This window comes from Sulfurimonas sp. HSL1-2, from assembly GCF_039645565.1.
Classification (GTDB): Bacteria; Campylobacterota; Campylobacteria; order Campylobacterales; family Sulfurimonadaceae; genus Thiomicrolovo; species Thiomicrolovo zhangzhouensis.
Genome location: NZ_CP147914.1, coordinates 1,045,986 through 1,062,777, shown reverse-complemented (window position 1 = coordinate 1,062,777; position 16,792 = coordinate 1,045,986). Strand labels below are relative to the sequence as shown.

16 protein-coding genes are annotated in these 16,792 nt (G+C 59.6%); 13 read left to right on the top strand and 3 right to left on the bottom strand.

What is annotated here, in order from left to right; genetic code table 11:
• Position 1: 1 nt before the first annotated feature.
• From WCX18_RS05425 to WCX18_RS05415, 3 genes are all read right to left on the bottom strand, one after another.
• On the bottom strand, positions 2 to 634 hold the full coding sequence (locus tag WCX18_RS05425; protein ID WP_345990397.1) for a hypothetical protein: 633 nt from the start codon (positions 632 to 634) through the stop codon (positions 2 to 4).
• A complete protein-coding gene (locus WCX18_RS05420; protein ID WP_345990395.1) occupies positions 631 to 1,299 on the bottom strand; it encodes a phosphatase PAP2 family protein in 669 nt (222 codons plus the stop codon). Before WCX18_RS05420 ends, WCX18_RS05425 begins: the two co-directional genes overlap by 4 nt.
• Positions 1,300 to 1,381: 82 nt before the next feature.
• On the bottom strand, positions 1,382 to 2,062 hold the full coding sequence (locus WCX18_RS05415) for a phosphatase PAP2 family protein (protein WP_345990393.1): 681 nt from the start codon (positions 2,060 to 2,062) through the stop codon (positions 1,382 to 1,384).
• Positions 2,063 to 2,121: 59 nt separating this feature from the next.
• Between WCX18_RS05415 and WCX18_RS05410 the strand changes: the two genes are divergently transcribed.
• The 13 genes from WCX18_RS05410 to WCX18_RS05350 all read left to right on the top strand — a co-directional run bounded on the left by WCX18_RS05410 (position 2,122) and on the right by WCX18_RS05350 (position 16,676).
• Positions 2,122 to 3,501, top strand: coding sequence for a glycosyltransferase family 39 protein (locus WCX18_RS05410; RefSeq protein ID WP_345990391.1), 1,380 nt, complete (start codon positions 2,122 to 2,124; stop codon positions 3,499 to 3,501).
• Positions 3,502 to 3,555: 54 nt separating this feature from the next.
• Positions 3,556 to 4,488 carry a lysylphosphatidylglycerol synthase transmembrane domain-containing protein gene (locus tag WCX18_RS05405; RefSeq protein WP_345990389.1) on the top strand — a complete coding sequence of 311 codons (933 nt, stop codon included), beginning with the start codon at positions 3,556 to 3,558 and terminating at the stop codon, positions 4,486 to 4,488.
• Positions 4,485 to 5,705 carry a glycosyltransferase family 9 protein gene (locus WCX18_RS05400; RefSeq protein WP_345990387.1) on the top strand — a complete coding sequence of 407 codons (1,221 nt, stop codon included), beginning with the start codon at positions 4,485 to 4,487 and terminating at the stop codon, positions 5,703 to 5,705. The genes WCX18_RS05405 and WCX18_RS05400 overlap by 4 nt, the downstream gene beginning before the upstream one ends.
• 14 nt (positions 5,706 to 5,719) lie before the next feature.
• Entirely contained in the window at positions 5,720 to 7,159 is a 1,440-nt protein-coding gene (locus tag WCX18_RS05395; protein WP_345990385.1) for a glycosyltransferase family 39 protein, read from the top strand.
• A complete protein-coding gene (locus WCX18_RS05390) occupies positions 7,156 to 7,773 on the top strand; it encodes a phosphatase PAP2 family protein (RefSeq protein WP_345990382.1) in 618 nt (205 codons plus the stop codon). Before WCX18_RS05395 ends, WCX18_RS05390 begins: the two co-directional genes overlap by 4 nt.
• Before the next feature lie 14 nt (positions 7,774 to 7,787).
• Positions 7,788 to 9,098 carry a bifunctional UDP-N-acetylglucosamine diphosphorylase/glucosamine-1-phosphate N-acetyltransferase GlmU gene (glmU, locus tag WCX18_RS05385; RefSeq protein ID WP_345990380.1) on the top strand — a complete coding sequence of 437 codons (1,311 nt, stop codon included), beginning with the start codon at positions 7,788 to 7,790 and terminating at the stop codon, positions 9,096 to 9,098.
• A complete protein-coding gene (coaBC, locus tag WCX18_RS05380) occupies positions 9,095 to 10,363 on the top strand; it encodes a bifunctional phosphopantothenoylcysteine decarboxylase/phosphopantothenate--cysteine ligase CoaBC (RefSeq protein ID WP_345990378.1) in 1,269 nt (422 codons plus the stop codon). Before glmU ends, coaBC begins: the two co-directional genes overlap by 4 nt.
• On the top strand, positions 10,360 to 11,037 hold the full coding sequence (locus WCX18_RS05375; RefSeq protein ID WP_345990377.1) for a di-trans,poly-cis-decaprenylcistransferase: 678 nt from the start codon (positions 10,360 to 10,362) through the stop codon (positions 11,035 to 11,037). Before coaBC ends, WCX18_RS05375 begins: the two co-directional genes overlap by 4 nt.
• A complete protein-coding gene (locus WCX18_RS05370; RefSeq protein ID WP_345990375.1) occupies positions 11,034 to 11,870 on the top strand; it encodes a prepilin peptidase in 837 nt (278 codons plus the stop codon). The genes WCX18_RS05375 and WCX18_RS05370 overlap by 4 nt, the downstream gene beginning before the upstream one ends.
• A complete protein-coding gene (locus tag WCX18_RS05365) occupies positions 11,863 to 12,882 on the top strand; it encodes an LptF/LptG family permease (RefSeq protein ID WP_345990374.1) in 1,020 nt (339 codons plus the stop codon). Before WCX18_RS05370 ends, WCX18_RS05365 begins: the two co-directional genes overlap by 8 nt.
• A gap of 3 nt (positions 12,883 to 12,885) precedes the next feature.
• A complete protein-coding gene (truA, locus tag WCX18_RS05360) occupies positions 12,886 to 13,611 on the top strand; it encodes a tRNA pseudouridine(38-40) synthase TruA (RefSeq protein WP_345990373.1) in 726 nt (241 codons plus the stop codon).
• 153 nt (positions 13,612 to 13,764) lie between these two features.
• The gene (gene htpG / locus WCX18_RS05355) at positions 13,765 to 15,663 is read left to right on the top strand and encodes a molecular chaperone HtpG (protein ID WP_345990372.1); all 1,899 of its coding nucleotides are present in this window, start codon (positions 13,765 to 13,767) and stop codon (positions 15,661 to 15,663) included.
• Positions 15,664 to 15,845: 182 nt separating this feature from the next.
• The gene (locus tag WCX18_RS05350) at positions 15,846 to 16,676 is read left to right on the top strand and encodes a class I SAM-dependent methyltransferase (protein WP_345990371.1); all 831 of its coding nucleotides are present in this window, start codon (positions 15,846 to 15,848) and stop codon (positions 16,674 to 16,676) included.
• Positions 16,677 to 16,792: the final 116 nt, after the last annotated feature.

Genomic DNA, 16,792 nt, shown 5'->3' with positions numbered 1-16,792 from the left:
CCTACCCCTCCAAATGATGCAGCGTGCTTGCCTCCCCTTCGCTTCTCGGTGCGTAATGGATCAGGAAATCCCCTTTGGAGTGTCCCCGCGCAAAACTGCTGTGATAAAGACGGGATTCTACCATAATCGGCAGCAGCCGCGTCCACTCCCGGGCCTTTTCGTTGTCCCATTTCAGGTACTCGATCCGGTAAAGCGCGCTGTAGATAACGGCACGCCCCATCCCGTGGTAGCAGTGGATCAGCACCGGGTAGGAGGCGTTGTCGTCAAGCACCGCGAAAAATTTTTCCAGCGTCTCCCCGGTAGGCACCTGCCGGGAGGGGATATTGATGTGACGGATCTGCATACCGTAGGTTTCGTTGATCCGTGCGATCGCCGCGGCTTCGGCGTCGATCTCCTTCTGCTGGGCCGGGTTGAGGGCATCCTGTACCCCGGGATCGAGCAGGTCGACGACGGTCTTGATATGGTGCGGGATCAGGAAATCCTCCAGCCGGTCAGGGGTGATCAGCGCCGATTTGTAGACCCGGTCCGGATCGATCGTCTCGAAGCGGTAATGACCGTAGACGTACCAGGTATAAGCGCTGCCGGCGGCTGCAAGCAGTGCAAATAATGCGAATGTCAAAGGACGTTTCTTCATGGAGTCTCCTTTGGGGGAAAGAGGATGGCGTAGAGCAGCTCCGTTACGATATACATGATGAAAAACGAGACGGCCACGTCGCTGAGGAAGTGACCGCCCGCCGCCATACGCGCCACGCCGACGACGGCGCCGTAACCGAGGACGAGCATACTCCAGAGCCTGCGGCGCCGGGCCAGCCGGGCAAAGGCCAGCAGAGCAAAGGCTCCCGAGGCGTGCCCGCAGCTGAACGAGTTGCCCACCTGCCCCGACACCGGTACGAAGGCGGGGGAGAACGTTTTGTGGCCTCCGAACACGATTGTCTCCGCCGGTCTGGCCCGCCCCCAGTGCTCCTTGAGCAGGGCGTTTACGATGAGCCCGGAGCCGATGCCGAGCACCAGCAGCACGTAGAGCAGTTTCCGGCCCGTGAAACGCATAACATTGCGGTTGAACACGGCGTTAAAGAGCCAGAGGAGTGCGGCAGCGCCGTAGAGGACCATCAGGCCGTAAGGGACGGAGTAGTAGAGTACCTGTTCCCAGAAACTTTTCGCCGCGGGAAAGCCGCCGGAAGGCACGTAAAAAAGGGATGCGACCGAGAGATCGGCCTGTGGGAAGAGGAGAAAAAAAAGAGAAATGACGGCCATAGCCGTCCATCCCCACAGGGGGATCGCTGCTGCCACTTTGATCATGGCGGCATTATAACGGCGGAAGGGGAACGCGCCCGTTACCGGGCTGCAACCGAACTATGCTCCGAAACCCGTCAGGAGCACGCTACCCTTTTGTGTTCGATACGCCGTCGCAGCCGAAGAGACGTGCGTACAGCACCCCGGAGACGATGTACATGATCATGATGGAGACGAGCACGTCGCTGAAGAAGTGGCCGCCCGCTGCGATGCGCGCCACCGATACCGCCGTGCCGTAGACGAGGACCGCGAAAGCGACACTTTTACGGTGCCGCCGGGCGAGGAAGATCAACGCCAGCGGGGCGAAGGCCCCGGAGGTGTGGCCGCTGCTGAAAGATTTTCCCCGCTGGTCGCTCATGACGAAGGCCGGGGTGAACTGGCGGTCGCTGCCGAACAGGGTCGTCTGGTCCGGGCGGGGGCGTCCCCAGTTCTGCTTGAGCACCAGGTTGACGAAGATCCCGCTGCCCAGCGCCGCAACCAGTGCAATATAGAGCAGCTTCCTGCCGTTGAAGGCCAGGAGTGCACGCCCGCTGACGCGGTTATAAAGCCACAGCAGCAGTGCCCCGACGTAGACGGCAGTGAGAACGACGCCGACAGAGTGGTAGATGAAGCGTTCCCAAAGCGTGCCGCCCTGTTCAAAGCCTGTTTCGGGGCTGTAAAAGAGGCTGCTCACGGCAATATCGACCTGCGGGAAAAGGTAAAGGAGCAGTGCAGTGACGGCCATCGCTCCCCACGCGGCCGCCGGAATGCAGAGTATCTTTTTATTCATACAGCGCATTATAGCCGTTTCACGCGCATAGAGTATAATGGCACCCAAAAAGTCCCCCGATGATCCGAACCTACCGCCAGACCGCCCTGCTCATTTTACTGTTCTCGGGCCTTTTTGCGACCGTATACAATGCCTTTCTGCCCCTGCACGGCGACGAAGCCTACTACTGGCTCTGGAGCCATCACCTGCAAGCCGGCTACTACGACCACCCCCCGATGATCGCCTTCCTTATCGCCCTCACCGACCTTGTCAGCGAAGCCGAATGGGGCGTGCGGCTGGGCAACGTCCTGGCGATGAGCGTCGCCGGGTGGGTCATCTTCCGGCTGCTCGAGGAGCTGCGCGACGCCCGGACGGGGCTCTGGGGTGTGCTTATCTTCACCTCCGTCGTCCTTGTGCATGCGGGCTATACGATCATGACGACCGACTCGCCGCTGATCCTCTTCTGGTCCCTGGCGCTCTGGTCGACCTACCGGGTCATCACCCGGGGGCTAACGATCGACTTTTTCCTGACGGGGCTCTTCATCGGGGCGATGATGCTGAGCAAATACACCTCGGTCCTCTACCTGATGGCGCTGCTGCTCTTTATGCTGCTGCGCCGTCGGGACCTTTTCGTCTCCTGGCGCACCTGGATGGCCATCGGGGTCGCCTTGGTCGTCGTCTCCCCAATGCTGTGGTGGAACTACACCCACGACTGGATCAGCTTCCTCTTCCAGCTGCACCACGGCGGGGCGAAAGAGCATATCATGTGGAACTGGGCGGGTGAACTGATCGGATCGCAGTTCGCCGTTTTTACCCCGGTCTTTGCCGGCGTGCTCTTCTACTTCCTGGGCAAAGAGAAGCTCTTCGTCCAAAACGACGCCCTCTTCTTTCTTGCCCTGATGACCGTAACCCCCCTGCTCTTTTTCCTCTATAAATCGCTGCATACGCATATCGAGCTGAACTATACCGCGCCCGCCTATATCAGCGCGACGGTGCTGACCGCCTACATCCTCTCGGTGCGCGGGATGAAACGGACCTTCTACACCGGGCTCGCCGTCGCCCTGACGCTGAGCCTCGTCGCCCGCGCGGGACTGCTCTTCTGGCTGCCCGTCGTGCAGGACAGGATGTACGGCAACAAGGAGGCCGTCGCCATGCTCGAACGCCACCGCGACGCAGACGACGCCCTCTACGCCAACCACCTGGCCATCGCGGCCCTCGTCACCTACTACACGCCGGACCATGCCCCCGTACGCATCCCGACGCCGACCCGCTACAGCCAGTACGACATGTGGGACGACAACGCCCCCTACGGCGAGGGGCTCTACCTCGCGCCCGAGGACAAAGCGGCGGTCCTCGCGGAACGCTTTGAGCATGTCGCGCTGCTCGATACCCTCACCGTCCAGCGGGGCCTGAAACGCACCAAGACCTACTACCTCTACCGGGTTTCGGGCAGCCGCTAAACGGGCCTTTACGCTTCTTTGGTTAAAATTAGCACACTTTTGCAAAGGATGTCGATGGAACACCTCAAAACCGCCGTCAAGCTCGTCGTTACCGTCGTCATTTTCTACTTTCTGCTCACCTTCATCGACGTGGGCCAGCTCATTGCGATCCTCGCCAAGTCCCACGGCGGCTACATCCTGATCGCCTTTGCGGCACAGATGGCGAGCACCTTCCTCGCCGCCTACCGCTGGCGGCTCATCATGAAGGAACTCGGGTTCAAAGAAAAAGTCTCTTTCTACGTACAGAGCTACTTCAAAGGCACCTTCTTCAACCAGGTGCTCCCCGGCAGCATCGGCGGCGACGCGACGCGGATGATCGACCTCGTCCAGAAAGGGTACGAGAAAAAAGACGCCTTCTACGGCATCTTCGTCGACCGGGTCGTCGGCCTCGTCGGGCTCCTCGTGCTGAACCTCGTCTCCAACGTGCTCTTTTACGGCACCTTCCCACAGTGGCTCTTCAACCTGATCAACCTGATCACCCTCGGCGGGATCGCGGGCTTCATCCTGATGCTCAACCTCGACAAGTTCACCTTCCTGGCCAACCTCAAGGGGCTTGACCTCTTCCACCGACTGGGCCTGCGGATGGCGCGGCTTTACCACTCCAGGCTGCTGCTGCTCAAGCATATCGGCATCTCGGTCGTCGTCCACCTCTTTACCGTGGTGGCCATCTATTTCCTCGCACTCAGCGTCGACGTCTGGACGGGGCTGGGGATCTTCCTCGTCGCCGTACCGCCGGTCTTCCTGCTCACCATCGTGCCGATCTCCCTCGCCGGCTGGGGGGTCCGCGAAGGCGCCATGGTCGGGATCCTGATGCTCGTGGGTCTTGCGAAGGCGAAGATCCTCGCCATCTCCATCCTCTACGGGATCCTGCTCATTCTCACGGCATTGCCGGGGGCGTGGTTCTGGAACCGTGCCAAACACACCACTTCACTAAAGGAAAATGCATGAATGTCGATACGATGCGTGCCATCGACCGCTATGCGGGCATCCCTCTTACCTTTCTGGGTACACTGCTGACGAAAACGGCGGGGCTCTTGCGCTCTGCCCCCTACCAGAAGCCCCGGAACGTCCTGCTCGTAGAACTCTCGGAGATGGGCAGCGCCATCCTCGTCGACCCGGCGATGCGCAAGCTGCAGTCACAGATCGACGGCGAACTCTACTTCGTCATCTTCAGCAAGAACAAGGTCTCCCTGCAGCTGCTGAACACCGTCAAAGAGGAGAACATCTTCACCATCGACGAAGGCGGCATGGTCCCGCTGGCGCTCTCGACGCTGCGCTTCTTCAAATGGTGCCGCGAAAAACAGATCGACTCCGTCATCGACCTGGAGCTCTTCTCCCGCTTTACCGCGCTGATGACCGGTTTTTCCGGGGCGACGAACCGTGTCGGTTTCCATAGTTTCCACAACGAAGGGCTCTACCGCGGCGACTTCCTGACCCACAAGGTCGCCTACAACCCGCACCAGCACATCGCCAAGAACTTCGTCGCCCTCGTCGACGCGCTCATGAGCAGCGAGCAGCAGCTCCCCTTCACGAAGCGCATCATCGACGACAGCGAGATCGCCATCGCGAAAACGGAGGTGACGGAGACGCAGAAGCGCGAAGTCCTCGAGATCATCGCCGAGAAGTACGCCGGTTTCGACCCGGAGGTGAACCCCGTCATTCTCGTCAACTCCAACGCCTCTGACCTGCTGCCGCAGCGCCGCTGGGACCGCGAGAACTATTGCGAGGTGATCAAGAAGGTCCTTGCCTACAACGACAAGGCGATCGTCCTGCTGACCGGTGCCCCCGCCGAGTTTGACGGCGCACAGGCCCTGGCCGACTGTGTCAATGACGCACGCTGTATCAACTTTGCCGGCGGCGTCAAGTTCCTGCAGCTGCCGCACCTCTACAGCGTCTGCGCCTTCATGCTGACCAACGACTCCGGCCCGGCCCACTTCGCCTCCATTACCGACATGCACACCTTCGTCATCTTCGGCCCGGAGACCCCGGCGCTCTACGGCTCCCTCGGACCGACGACCCCGATTTTTGCCGGGATGGCCTGCAGCCCCTGCGTCAGCGCCGCCAACCACCGCAAGACCCCCTGCAGCGACAACCAGTGTATCAAGGTGATCACCCCCGAGTGGGTCTTTGAGACCCTCAAGCCGAAACTGGACGCCCTCGCCTGAGACGGACGGTCCCGGTGAAGCTTCTGCGCGCACATAGCCCCCTTTGGGCCCTCATCGCCCTTTTTACCCTGCTGCGGCTGGCCGTGATCGGCCATTTCGGACTCGGCGTCGACGAGGCGCACTACGTCCTCTACGGCCTCTACCCGGCGCTGAGCTATTTCGACCACCCGCCGCTGGTGGGGTGGACGGAATGGCTCTTTACCGCGCTGCTGGGCGTCAACGAGTTCGCCGCACGTGTCCCGGCCGTCCTCATCGGCGCCGCCGCGACGGCGCTGCTCTATTTCTGGCTGCTGCGTATTTTTGATTCCGGGCGGCTCGCACTGTGGGGAGCGCTGGCCCTCAACGCCTCTTTTCTCTTCAACGCGCTCTTCATGATGCTGATGCCCGACACCCTGCTTTTTCTCTTCGCGATCCCCGTGATGATCACGGCGCTGAAGATCGAGGAGCATAACCGCCTGGGCGACTGGCTGCTACTGGGTTTTCTGCTGGGCCTCTCCGGGCTCTCCAAGTACACGGCCGTCCTTTTCGTCGCCGCCCTGCTGCTCTACTTTGCCTACCGCCGCCGCTGGGACCTCTTCCTGACACCGAAGCTTCTGCCCGCGGTGCTGCTCGCCGCGGCCGTCGTCAGTCCGGTACTGCTCTGGAACATCCAGAACGGCTGGATCAGCTTCGCCTACCAGAGCGCGCATGTCGCGGGTTCCGGCGGGATCAGCCTTAACGCCTTCGCCCAGTCGCTGGGGGCGCAATTCGGCGCCTACAGCCCATTCCTCTTCCCGCTGGCGTTCTACGGGCTCTATCGCGCACTGAAAACGCCGCAGAACGCCCCGCTTTTCCTCTCGGGCGTCTTCGGTCTCACCCTGATGGCCTTTTTCACCTATAACAGCTTCTTCGCCCGCGCACTCCCACACTGGACGGCGCTCTTTTACATGCTCTTCGTTCCCATCGGGACCGTTATGCTGCTGCAAAAGAGCCGGGGATGGCAGCGCTACGCCAAAAGTGCCGTCGCCGTCTCCGGCCTTCTCGTACTCGTTCTCTATGCCGAGCTGCGTTCACCGTTCATCCCCCTGCCCGATTACAAGTCCCTGCACCGCGACCTCTACGGATGGGACACCATCATGCGCCGGGCCGCCGGACAGATCACGGACCCGGCACGCCAGGCGGCGGCCGTCACCAACTGGTCGCTTGCATCGCGCGCACTCTACTACGGCCGTTCCTACGGGATCGACACCTACCTCGTCGACAACCGCTTCGACCAGTTCGACCTCTGGCAGCCGGAGACCCCCGAGGGCAGGGATCTGCTCTTTATCACGACGCACGATTTCAAAAAAGGGATCACCCCCGCCATGCGGTGCGATTCCACCGAGCAGGCGGCCATCTTCGATCTTAATCTGAACGGCCGCAAGGTCAACACCGTCACGCTCACCTGGTGCCGCGGTTTCAAAGGAGCCCAATGAACCCCAAAACGCTTAGTTATGCCATTTTCGGCGTCGGGACCGCCCTGATCATCCTCTTTTACGGTCCGCTGGACATCGCGGCTTCACAATGGGCGTACGCACGCCGCGATACCTGGCTCAAACCGCTCTGCGCCACTGTCAGCGAACTGGGCGTCATCACCTGGTGGCTCGTCGGCGCCCTGCTGCTCTGGTTCTACCTGCGCTACAGATCCGGCAACCGTTACTGGGCGGACCGGGTGCGCTTCTTTTTCGCCGCCGTCGCCGCCAGCGGCCTGGCCGTCATCCCCCTGAAGCTGCTCTTTGGCAAGGCGCGCCCCTGGATGCTCTATGACGAGAACCGCTACGGGTTCGAGTGGTTTGCCGCTCCCAACGCCTACGGGCTGCACGGCTTCCCCTCGGGGCATACGACGACAGCGTTTGCCGTCGCGACGGCCCTTTCACTGATCGCCCCTCGCTTCGCCCCGGCCTTCTTTGTCGGGGCCCTGATGGTGGGCCTTTCACGCATCGGCGTGCTCTTCCACTACCCCAGCGACGTCGTCGCCGGGGCGATGCTCGGAACGATCACCACCCTGCTGCTCTATAATTTCGATAAAATTACGTTCAAACGACATTAAGCAGGTTATTTTTCATGCATACACACCCTCTTTCCGTTATCATTCTCGCCGCCGGCAAAGGGAGCCGGATGAAATCGCAGACGGCCAAGGTCCTGCACCCCGTCAGCGGACGCCCGATGCTCTACCACAGCATCAAGGCCGCCAAGGCGATCAGTGACGACGTCACCATCGTCGTCGCCCACCAGAAAGAGGATGTGATCGAGGCCATCGGCGCACTCTTCGACGAGATCACCTTCGCCGTCCAGGATATCGCGCAGTTTCCCGGGACCGGCGGGGCCCTGATGGGGATCAAACCGAAACACGAGAAGGTACTCGTGCTCAACGGCGACATGCCCCTTGTCACGGCCGAGGCGCTGAAGGGCTTCCTCGAAGCCGACGCGGACATCATCATGTCGATTTTCGATCTGGAGGACCCCAGCGGTTACGGCCGCGTCGTCCTCTCCGATGCCGGGGTCGAGCGGATCGTCGAGGAAAAAGACGCCACCCCCGAAGAGCTCGCCATCACCCACGTCAACGCCGGGGTCTACTGCTTCAAGCGCGACGTCCTGGCCGAGTGCCTGCCACGCCTGAACAACCACAACGCCCAGGAGGAGTACTACCTCACCGACATTATCGAGATGGCGCGGGACGAGCACCGCAAGGTACTGCCGCTGCTGATCGACGAGGAGCACTTCAAGGGGGTCAACTCCCGGGCCGACCTCGAAGCCGCCGACGTCATCATGCAGCGCCGCATCAAGACCGCGTGGATGAAAGCGGGGGTCACGATGCAGCTCGCCGACACGATCTACATCGAGGAGGGCGTCGTTTTCAAAGGGGAGTGTACCGTCGAGAACGGCGTCCGTGTCACGGGGACGAGCAGCATCGAGAACTCCCACATCAAGGCGCATTCCGTCGTCGAAGATTCGGTCATGATCGACTCCGACTGCGGACCGATGGCGCACCTGCGTCCGGGCAGCGAACTTTACGGCACGCACATCGGCAACTTCGTCGAAACGAAAAAAGCGACCCTGCGCGGCGTCAAAGCGGGGCATCTGAGCTACCTCGGCGACGCGGAAATCGACGAAGGTACCAATATCGGCGCGGGCACCATCACCTGTAACTACGACGGCAAATCGAAATACAAAACGAAAATCGGCAAAAACGTCTTCGTCGGCTCCGACACGCAGATCGTCGCACCCTGCGAGATCGAAGACAACGTCATGATCGCCGCGGGTACGACGGTCACGGGGACGAAGATCGACTCGGGCGTCCTCGTCGTCAGCCGCACCCCGATGAAGATCGTCAAAAACTTCTACCACAAGTTCTTCGGCAAGGCTAAATCATGACCATCCCCTCCGACCTCCTCGCGGGCAAACGTATCCTTCTCGGCGTCAGCGGCTCCATCGCCGCCTACAAGGCACTGGAACTCGTGCGCCTCTACGTCAAGGCCGGTGCGGAGGTCAAGGTCGTCATGACCGATGCGGCGAAGCGGTTTGTTACGCCGCTCAGTTTCGAGACCCTCAGCCGCAACGAAGTGCTGCACAGCGCCAATGAGTCCTGGGCATCGCGCCACAACCATATCCAGAGCGCAGAGGACGCGGACCTGATGGTCATCGCCCCCGCCAGCGCCAACACGATCGCAAAGCTCGCCAACGCCATCGCGGACAATCTGCTGCTGCAGTGCGCCCTGGCCTTCCCGGGCGTCAAGCTGCTGGCCCCTTCGGCCAACACCAACATGATCAAGCACCCCATCACCCAGGCCAACCTGAAGATGCTGGGCGTCGCCAACTATGAGATCGTTCGGACGCAGACCAAGGAACTCGCCTGCCAGACGACCGGCGACGGCGCCATGGCCGAACCGCTGGAGCTTTTCTGGCAGAGCGCACGCCTGCTGCTCAAAAACGATTTCTGGAGCCACCGCCGCGTCATCGTCACCGGCGGCGGCACCGTCGAACGCCTCGACGACGTCCGCTACCTCTCCAACTTCTCCAGCGGGAAGATGGCTTCCGCCCTCGCCACGGCGCTCTACCTCCGCGGTGCGGACGTCAACCTGATCGCAACCCGTTTCGACGACGGACTTCCCGAAACGATGCACACCCTCGATGTCGAGGGGAGCGAAGAGATGGCCGAGTACCTCACCGACTCCATCCGCGTCGCGAAGAAAGGGATGATGAGCAAGCCGTCGCTCATTACCGACGAACCGATCCACCTGATCCAGAAGGCCCCCTACCTCTTTATGGCCGCCGCCGTCAGCGACTACGTCCCGGCCCACCCCCAGCAGGGGAAACTGAAAAAAGAGGCCCTCGGCGCGGCCTGGTCGCCCGAACTCGTGCAGAACCGGGACCTGATCGGTTCCGTCGACAAAGAGGGGATCAAGAGCGTGGCGTTCAAAGCGGAGTTCGACGAAAGCAGCGCCCTTGAAAACGCCAAAAAAGCGCTGGAAGCCAAAAACGTCGATGCGATCTGCCTCAACGTCCTCACGGCTTCCCAGGGCTTCGGCAGCGACGACAACGCCATCACTTTCATCTCCGGCCAGGGCGAGAAGGTCCTGCCGCGCAGCGGCAAGCTCACCCTCTCCCTGCAGCTGCTTGACGAGGCGGAGGGCCTATGAGCAACCTGCCCCGCCACGTCGCGATCATTATGGACGGCAACGGCCGCTGGGCACAGCAGCAGGAGCAACCGCGCGTCAAGGGGCACGAAAAAGGGGCGGAAGTCGTCCGCGACATCATGACCTTCGCCTCCCGCCACGACGAGATCGAGATCCTGACCCTCTATGCGTTCAGTACGGAGAACTGGAAACGCCCCAAGGCCGAAGTGGAGTTCCTGATGAAGCTGCTGTCGCGCTACCTGAAAAAGGAGCAGCATATCTACCTGGAAAACAACGTCCGTTTCCATGCCATCGGCGACCTTTCACGCTTCTCCGCCTCCCTGCAGAAGCTGATCCGCCAGACGGAGGAGAAGACCGCGCACTGCACAGGGCTGCATCACCATCTCGCCCTCAACTACGGGGCAAAGGATGAGATCATTCGTGCCGTCAAAACGCTGCAGGAAAACGAGCTCGAACTGACTGAAGAGGCGCTAAACGGTGCGCTGGACGCCCCCGAACCCGTCGACCTGCTTATCCGCACCGGCGGCGACCAGCGTCTCTCCAATTTTCTGCTGTGGCAGGCGGCCTATGCTGAGCTCTTCTTTACCCGCACGCTCTGGCCCGATTTCACGCCCAATGAGCTGCAAAGCATTATCGACCGGTTCAAGTCGGTCGAGCGCCGTTTCGGAGGATTATGATGTTCTGGACCACCCTCGCACTTGTCGCCTTGTTCGGAGCCCTCTTCGGCTCCTTTCTCAACGTCGTCATCTACCGCATCCCCCGCGGCGAGAGCGTCGTCTTCCCCGCGTCGCACTGCCCGCACTGCGGGACCAACCTGAAGCCGTGGCACAACATTCCCGTCCTCTCCTGGCTCATGCTGCGCGGCCGCTGCGCTTTCTGCGGGGTCCCCATCAGTGCGCAGTACCCGCTGATCGAGCTGCTCAGCGCCGCCATCGCCGCCTCGCTCTACCTCAAGCTCGGGCTTTCCGCTGCCATGATCGGGATCACCGGGGTCTTCCTGACCCTGCTGGCACTGCTGGTGATCGACTTCTATTACAAAATGGTCCCCGACAGCCTGAACCTGCTGGCCCTGACCCTCGCCGTGATCAGTGTCTGGTCGCCGCAGATGCTGGCAGAGAACCTGAAAAACGCCCTGCTCTTCGCCGGGGGGTTTGCGCTCCTGCGTTTTTACGTCTCCTACTACCTCTTTGTCAAGATCAAGCGCATGAGCCCCAACCTCAAACAGGCCTCATGGGTCCGGAACTACAACACGATTCCCGCCGTCGTCGAGGCGATGGGGGAAGGCGACATCATGATCGGGGCGACAATGGGCGCGCTGCTGGGGGTTCAGCTCGGCCTGGCTGCTGTCTTCCTCTCCGCCCTGCTCGCCCTGCCGGCGATGCTGCTGACACGCAACGAGACCGACGCCAGCAAGCAGCTGCCTTTTATCCCGTTCCTGGCAATGGCGACCTGGATCGTCTATATCTTCGATACGCCGATCGCGCGCTGGATGGAAACCTTCTATGCATAGACTGCGCCGCTATATCCTGAGCACCTTCGGCCTGCTCTTTTTCTCGATCTTCCTGCCGCTCTTCTCGATTGCGTCGGTGATCTTCCTGATCAAGCTCGCCAGCTATACCGCGGTCATTCAGCTCAACCTCTGGGAGATGTTCAAGCTCTACCTGTTCATCCTCCCCGAGATCCTCTTTTACACCCTGCCGATCACCTTCTTTGTCTCCGCGGCCCTCTCCCTCTTCCGCCTCTCGACCGACAACGAAATGGTCGTCGTCTTTGCCCTGGGGATTAAGCCCACCTTTATCCTCACGACGCTCATGAAGCCGGCGGCACTGCTGAGCCTGCTGCTGATGTTCGACTTTTTCGTCCTCTTTCCCCATACGACGGTCCTCTCGACGAACTTCGTCCGCTACAAGCAGAGCGAAGCGAACTTCAACCTGCAGGCCTCCGAATTCGGGCACAACTTCGGCGACTGGCTGCTCTACATCGGCAAGGCGCACAAGGACCGCAGCTACGGAGATGTCGTGCTGTTCCACAAGGAGGCGAAAGAGGAGATCCTGATCCAGGCGGAAAAAGCCGAAGTCCTCAACAACAAGGGCATTCTCCGCCTGAAGCTGACCAACGGCCAGGGGTACAGCTATACCGATGAGAAAATGACCCAGATGCAGTTCGAGGCGATGATGATCAACAACGTCATGCAGACGGAGCTGCGCCCCTACAACAGCCCCATCGAGTTCTGGCTCGACCCCGAGCGGCGCAAGAGCAAGATCCGGATGTTCATCACCGACATTCTGCTCTCTCTCTTCCCCGTCGCGGGCCTCTTTGCAGCCCTCTCCATCGGCATCGCCCACGTCCGCCATCAGAAAGGGTACGTCTACCTCTGGCTCTTCGTCTCAATGCTCTTCTACTACGCAGGGACAACGGGACTGCAGAAAGCGCTCGGATTCTATACGATCCCGGCCGTCTTCTTCAGCTGGCTCTTTGTCACCTACATCATCTACCGCAGACGTATCCGGGCGCGGTTCTGATCCATGCGCATCAAACTGACCCTAAGCTATAACGGCAGCCGCTTTTCCGGCTCCCAGAGCCAGACGGAGACGGGCAACACCGTCATGGGCGTCCTGCACCAGGCGCTCACTCGCCTCGGCATCACCGCCAAACCCATCGCTTCGGGCCGCACCGACGCCGGCGTCCACGCCTTCCGCCAGGTGGTGCATCTCGACCTGCCGCCGCACTGGAGCGACCTCGTCAAACTCCGCCGCGCCCTCGCCCACCAGCTGCCGGCATCCATCGGTATCCGACGCCTGGAAGCGGCCGAGGATGACTTCCACGCCCGTTTCAGCGCACGCCGCCGGGTCTACCGCTACATCATGAGCGACCGCGAACCGAACCCCTTCGAAGCGGAACTCGTCACCTTTACCCCGCCGCTGGACCTGGAGCGCCTCAACAGTGCCATGCGTCTTTTCGAGGGGGAGCACGATTTCGAGTACTTCAAAAAGACGGGTTCAGACGTTAAACACTACGTGCGCACCGTCTACAAGGCCTTCGCCTACCGCCGCAAGGACTACACCATCCTCTACTTCGAGGCCAACGGCTACCTCCGTTCGCAGATCCGGATGATGGCCGACGCGGTCCTGAAGGTCAACAGCGGCGAGATGAGCCTGCCGCAGCTGCAGGAGCAGATCGGCCTCACAGCCCGCCACAGTACGGACCTCGCCCCCGCCGCCGGGCTCTACCTCTCGAAGATCATCTACTGACAGGTCCGTTCTGCAGCAAAAAAACTTTTCGCTTTCACCATATAGTAAATTTAGTCATTTACACTAAACTATATTGATATTACTTGCGGCCATTAATATTTTTTTGCTAAAATCACATTTGAAAATTCGACTAACTATTGAGGAGTTTTTACGATGGCCAAACATCAGTTCCAGACCGAGATCAACCAGCTGCTCCAGCTGATGATCCACTCGCTCTATTCCAACAAAGAGATTTTTCTGCGCGAGCTTGTCTCCAACGCATCCGATGCCCTCGACAAGCTCAACATGCTGCACCTGACCGACGATGCCTATAAGGGGATCGCCTTCACGCCGCGTGTCGACCTCACGATTGATAAAGAGGCGAAGACCCTGACCGTCAGCGACACGGGGATCGGGATGAACGACGAGGACCTCGTCGCCCATCTCGGGACCATCGCCAAATCCGGTACCAAAGCCTTCCTGGAGAACCTCTCCGGCGACGCGAAAAAAGACAGTCAGCTTATCGGCCAGTTCGGGGTCGGCTTCTACGCCGCCTTCATGGTCGCCGACAAGATCGAGGTCGTCACCAAGAAAGCAGGCGAGGAGCAGGCGTATAAGTGGATCTCTGCCGGCGACGGCGAGTTCGACATCGAACCGGCGGAAAAAGAGGGGAACGGCACCAGCATTACCCTCTTCCTCAAGGACGAAGACGAGGAGTTCCTCGAGACCTACCGTATCGAAAGCATCATCAAAAAGTACTCCAACCATATCCCTTTCCCTATTTTCATGGACAAGGAGAACTTCATCCCGGCCGAGCGCGACGACGAAGGCAACGAAACGAAACCGTCCAGCACGGAGATCAAGAATGAGCAGATCAACAAGGCCTCCGCGCTCTGGACCCTTTCCAAATCCGACATCAGCGACGACGAGTACAAAGAGTTCTACAGCTCGCTGTCGCACGACTCCGGCGAACCGATCACCTGGCTGCACCACAAGGCCGAGGGGGCCATTGAGTATACGACCCTCTTCTACATCCCGTCCAAGGCGCCGATGGACCTCTACCGCGTCGACTACCAGCCGGGCGTGAAGCTCTACATCAACCGCGTCTTCATCACCGACGACGACAAAGAGCTGATGCCGACCTACCTGCGCTTCCTGCGCGGGGTCATCGACTCCAAGGACCTCCCACTCAACGTCAGCCGCGAGATCCTGCAGTCCAACCCGGTCATGAACAAGATCCAGAACGCCTCGGTCAAGAAGGTGCTCAGCGAGCTCGCCAAGCTCAAGAAGAAAGACGCCGAAAAGTACGACGCCTTCTACGCGGAGTTCGGCAACGTCATCAAAGAGGGGCTCTACAGCGACTTCGGCAACCGCGAGAAGATCCTGGAGTTGCTGAAGTTCAACACCCTCAACAGCGAAGTAAAGACGGACATCGAGTCGTATGTCACCAAGGTCGACGAGACGAAAAAAGAGATCTACTACATCACCGGCAAAATGAGCCTTCAGATGCTCAAGAACTCGCCGCAGCTCGAGCGCTTCAAGGCCAAGGGCATCGACGTGCTGATCCTCAACGAGGAGATCGACACCATCGTCTTCCCGATGGTCACGGAGTACAAAGAGTACAAATTCGTCAACGTCACCGATGCCCAGTTCGAAGAGAGCGAAGAGGAGAAAAAAGCCGATGAGGAGACCGCAAAGGCGTTCGAAGGCCTCGTCGGTGCCATGAAAGAGGCCCTGGGCGACAAGGTATCCAAGGTCGAGATCACCACGGACCTCACGGACTCGCCGGTCTGCCTCAAGATCGACAAAGAGGACCCGAACTACCAGATGGCCCAAATGATGAAACAATTCGGCGGCGGCATGGGCATGGAAGTGCCGGAGATCAAGCCGATCCTGCAGATCAACCCGAAACACGAGCTGCTCGAGAAGCTCAACGGCACGTCAGACGTCAACCTCGTCAACGACGCCGCCTTCGTCCTGCTGGATCAGGCGAAGCTCTTCGAGGGTGCCGAACTCGACGACACCGCCAGCTTCATCGCACGTATGAACCGCATCATGAGCAAGGCGCTGTAAGGCGCCCCTCATCCTTTTCCACCTTTCTTTTCCTACTCCTCTATCATCTGCTAAAATAGTGCCTACGATTTCCATACAGGAGGTGCATGATGTCTATTAAACAAACGCTTCAACCTATTCAAAATTTTCACACGGTGACAACACGCTGATTTCAACGACTGTCGCCGTATTTCGGAAACATTATGTACCAAACACTCAAACGCATCAATACGCGTCCCCAACCCTATAGTGCCTATACGGCGGAAACACTTTGGAATGACCCGCATACCTCGAAGAAGATGCTGGAATACCATCTCAATCCCGATATCAATGCCGCCTCCCGCTCGCAAGCTTTTATCGACCGATCCGTCACGTGGATAGCAAGACATTTTGGGCTTCACCGTGCCAGCCGCATCTGTGATTTCGGCTGCGGTCCCGGGCTGTACACCTCACAGTTTGCCGCGCTGAGCGGGCATGTGACCGGGCTTGACTTTTCGGTCTCTTCTCTTGCATACGCCAAAGCGCATACCCCTGAAGTCAATTATGTCCAGGGAAACTATCTCGATTTCGAAAGCAGTATGCCGTTCGACCTCATCACGATGATCATGTGCGATTTCTGCGCACTGAGCCCGGAACAGCGCGCACGGCTGCTTCAGAAATTTCGCACGCTCCTGGCCGACGGCGGCAGCGTGCTGCTTGATGTCTACTCGCTGAACGCCTATGACAAACGCACGGAGCAGGCGATTTACGAGCGCAATCAACTGAACGGGTTCTGGTCCGAACAGAACTATTTTGCTTTTGTCAATACGTTCAAGTACGACGAGGTAAACGTTGTATTGGACCGGTATCACATCTACGTAAAAGACGGGCAGCAGAAAGAGGTGTATAACTGGTTTCAACATTACAGCTATGAGACCCTGACAACGGAGGTAGAGGCAAACGGACTCGCCATCTCGGAATGTTTCGCCAATGTCGCCGGCGATCCGTTTCATGGCACATGCGATGAGTTTGCCGTCGTTTTAAAACGTGCCTGAAATGGCTTAAAGTGTAAGGCGCCGTCATGGCGCTTTACCCCCGCATCCTCCGTTTTCCTTCCACCCTCCATTATTGTTATGTCTGTCGAAACACAAGCTTCTGACTACACAGACCA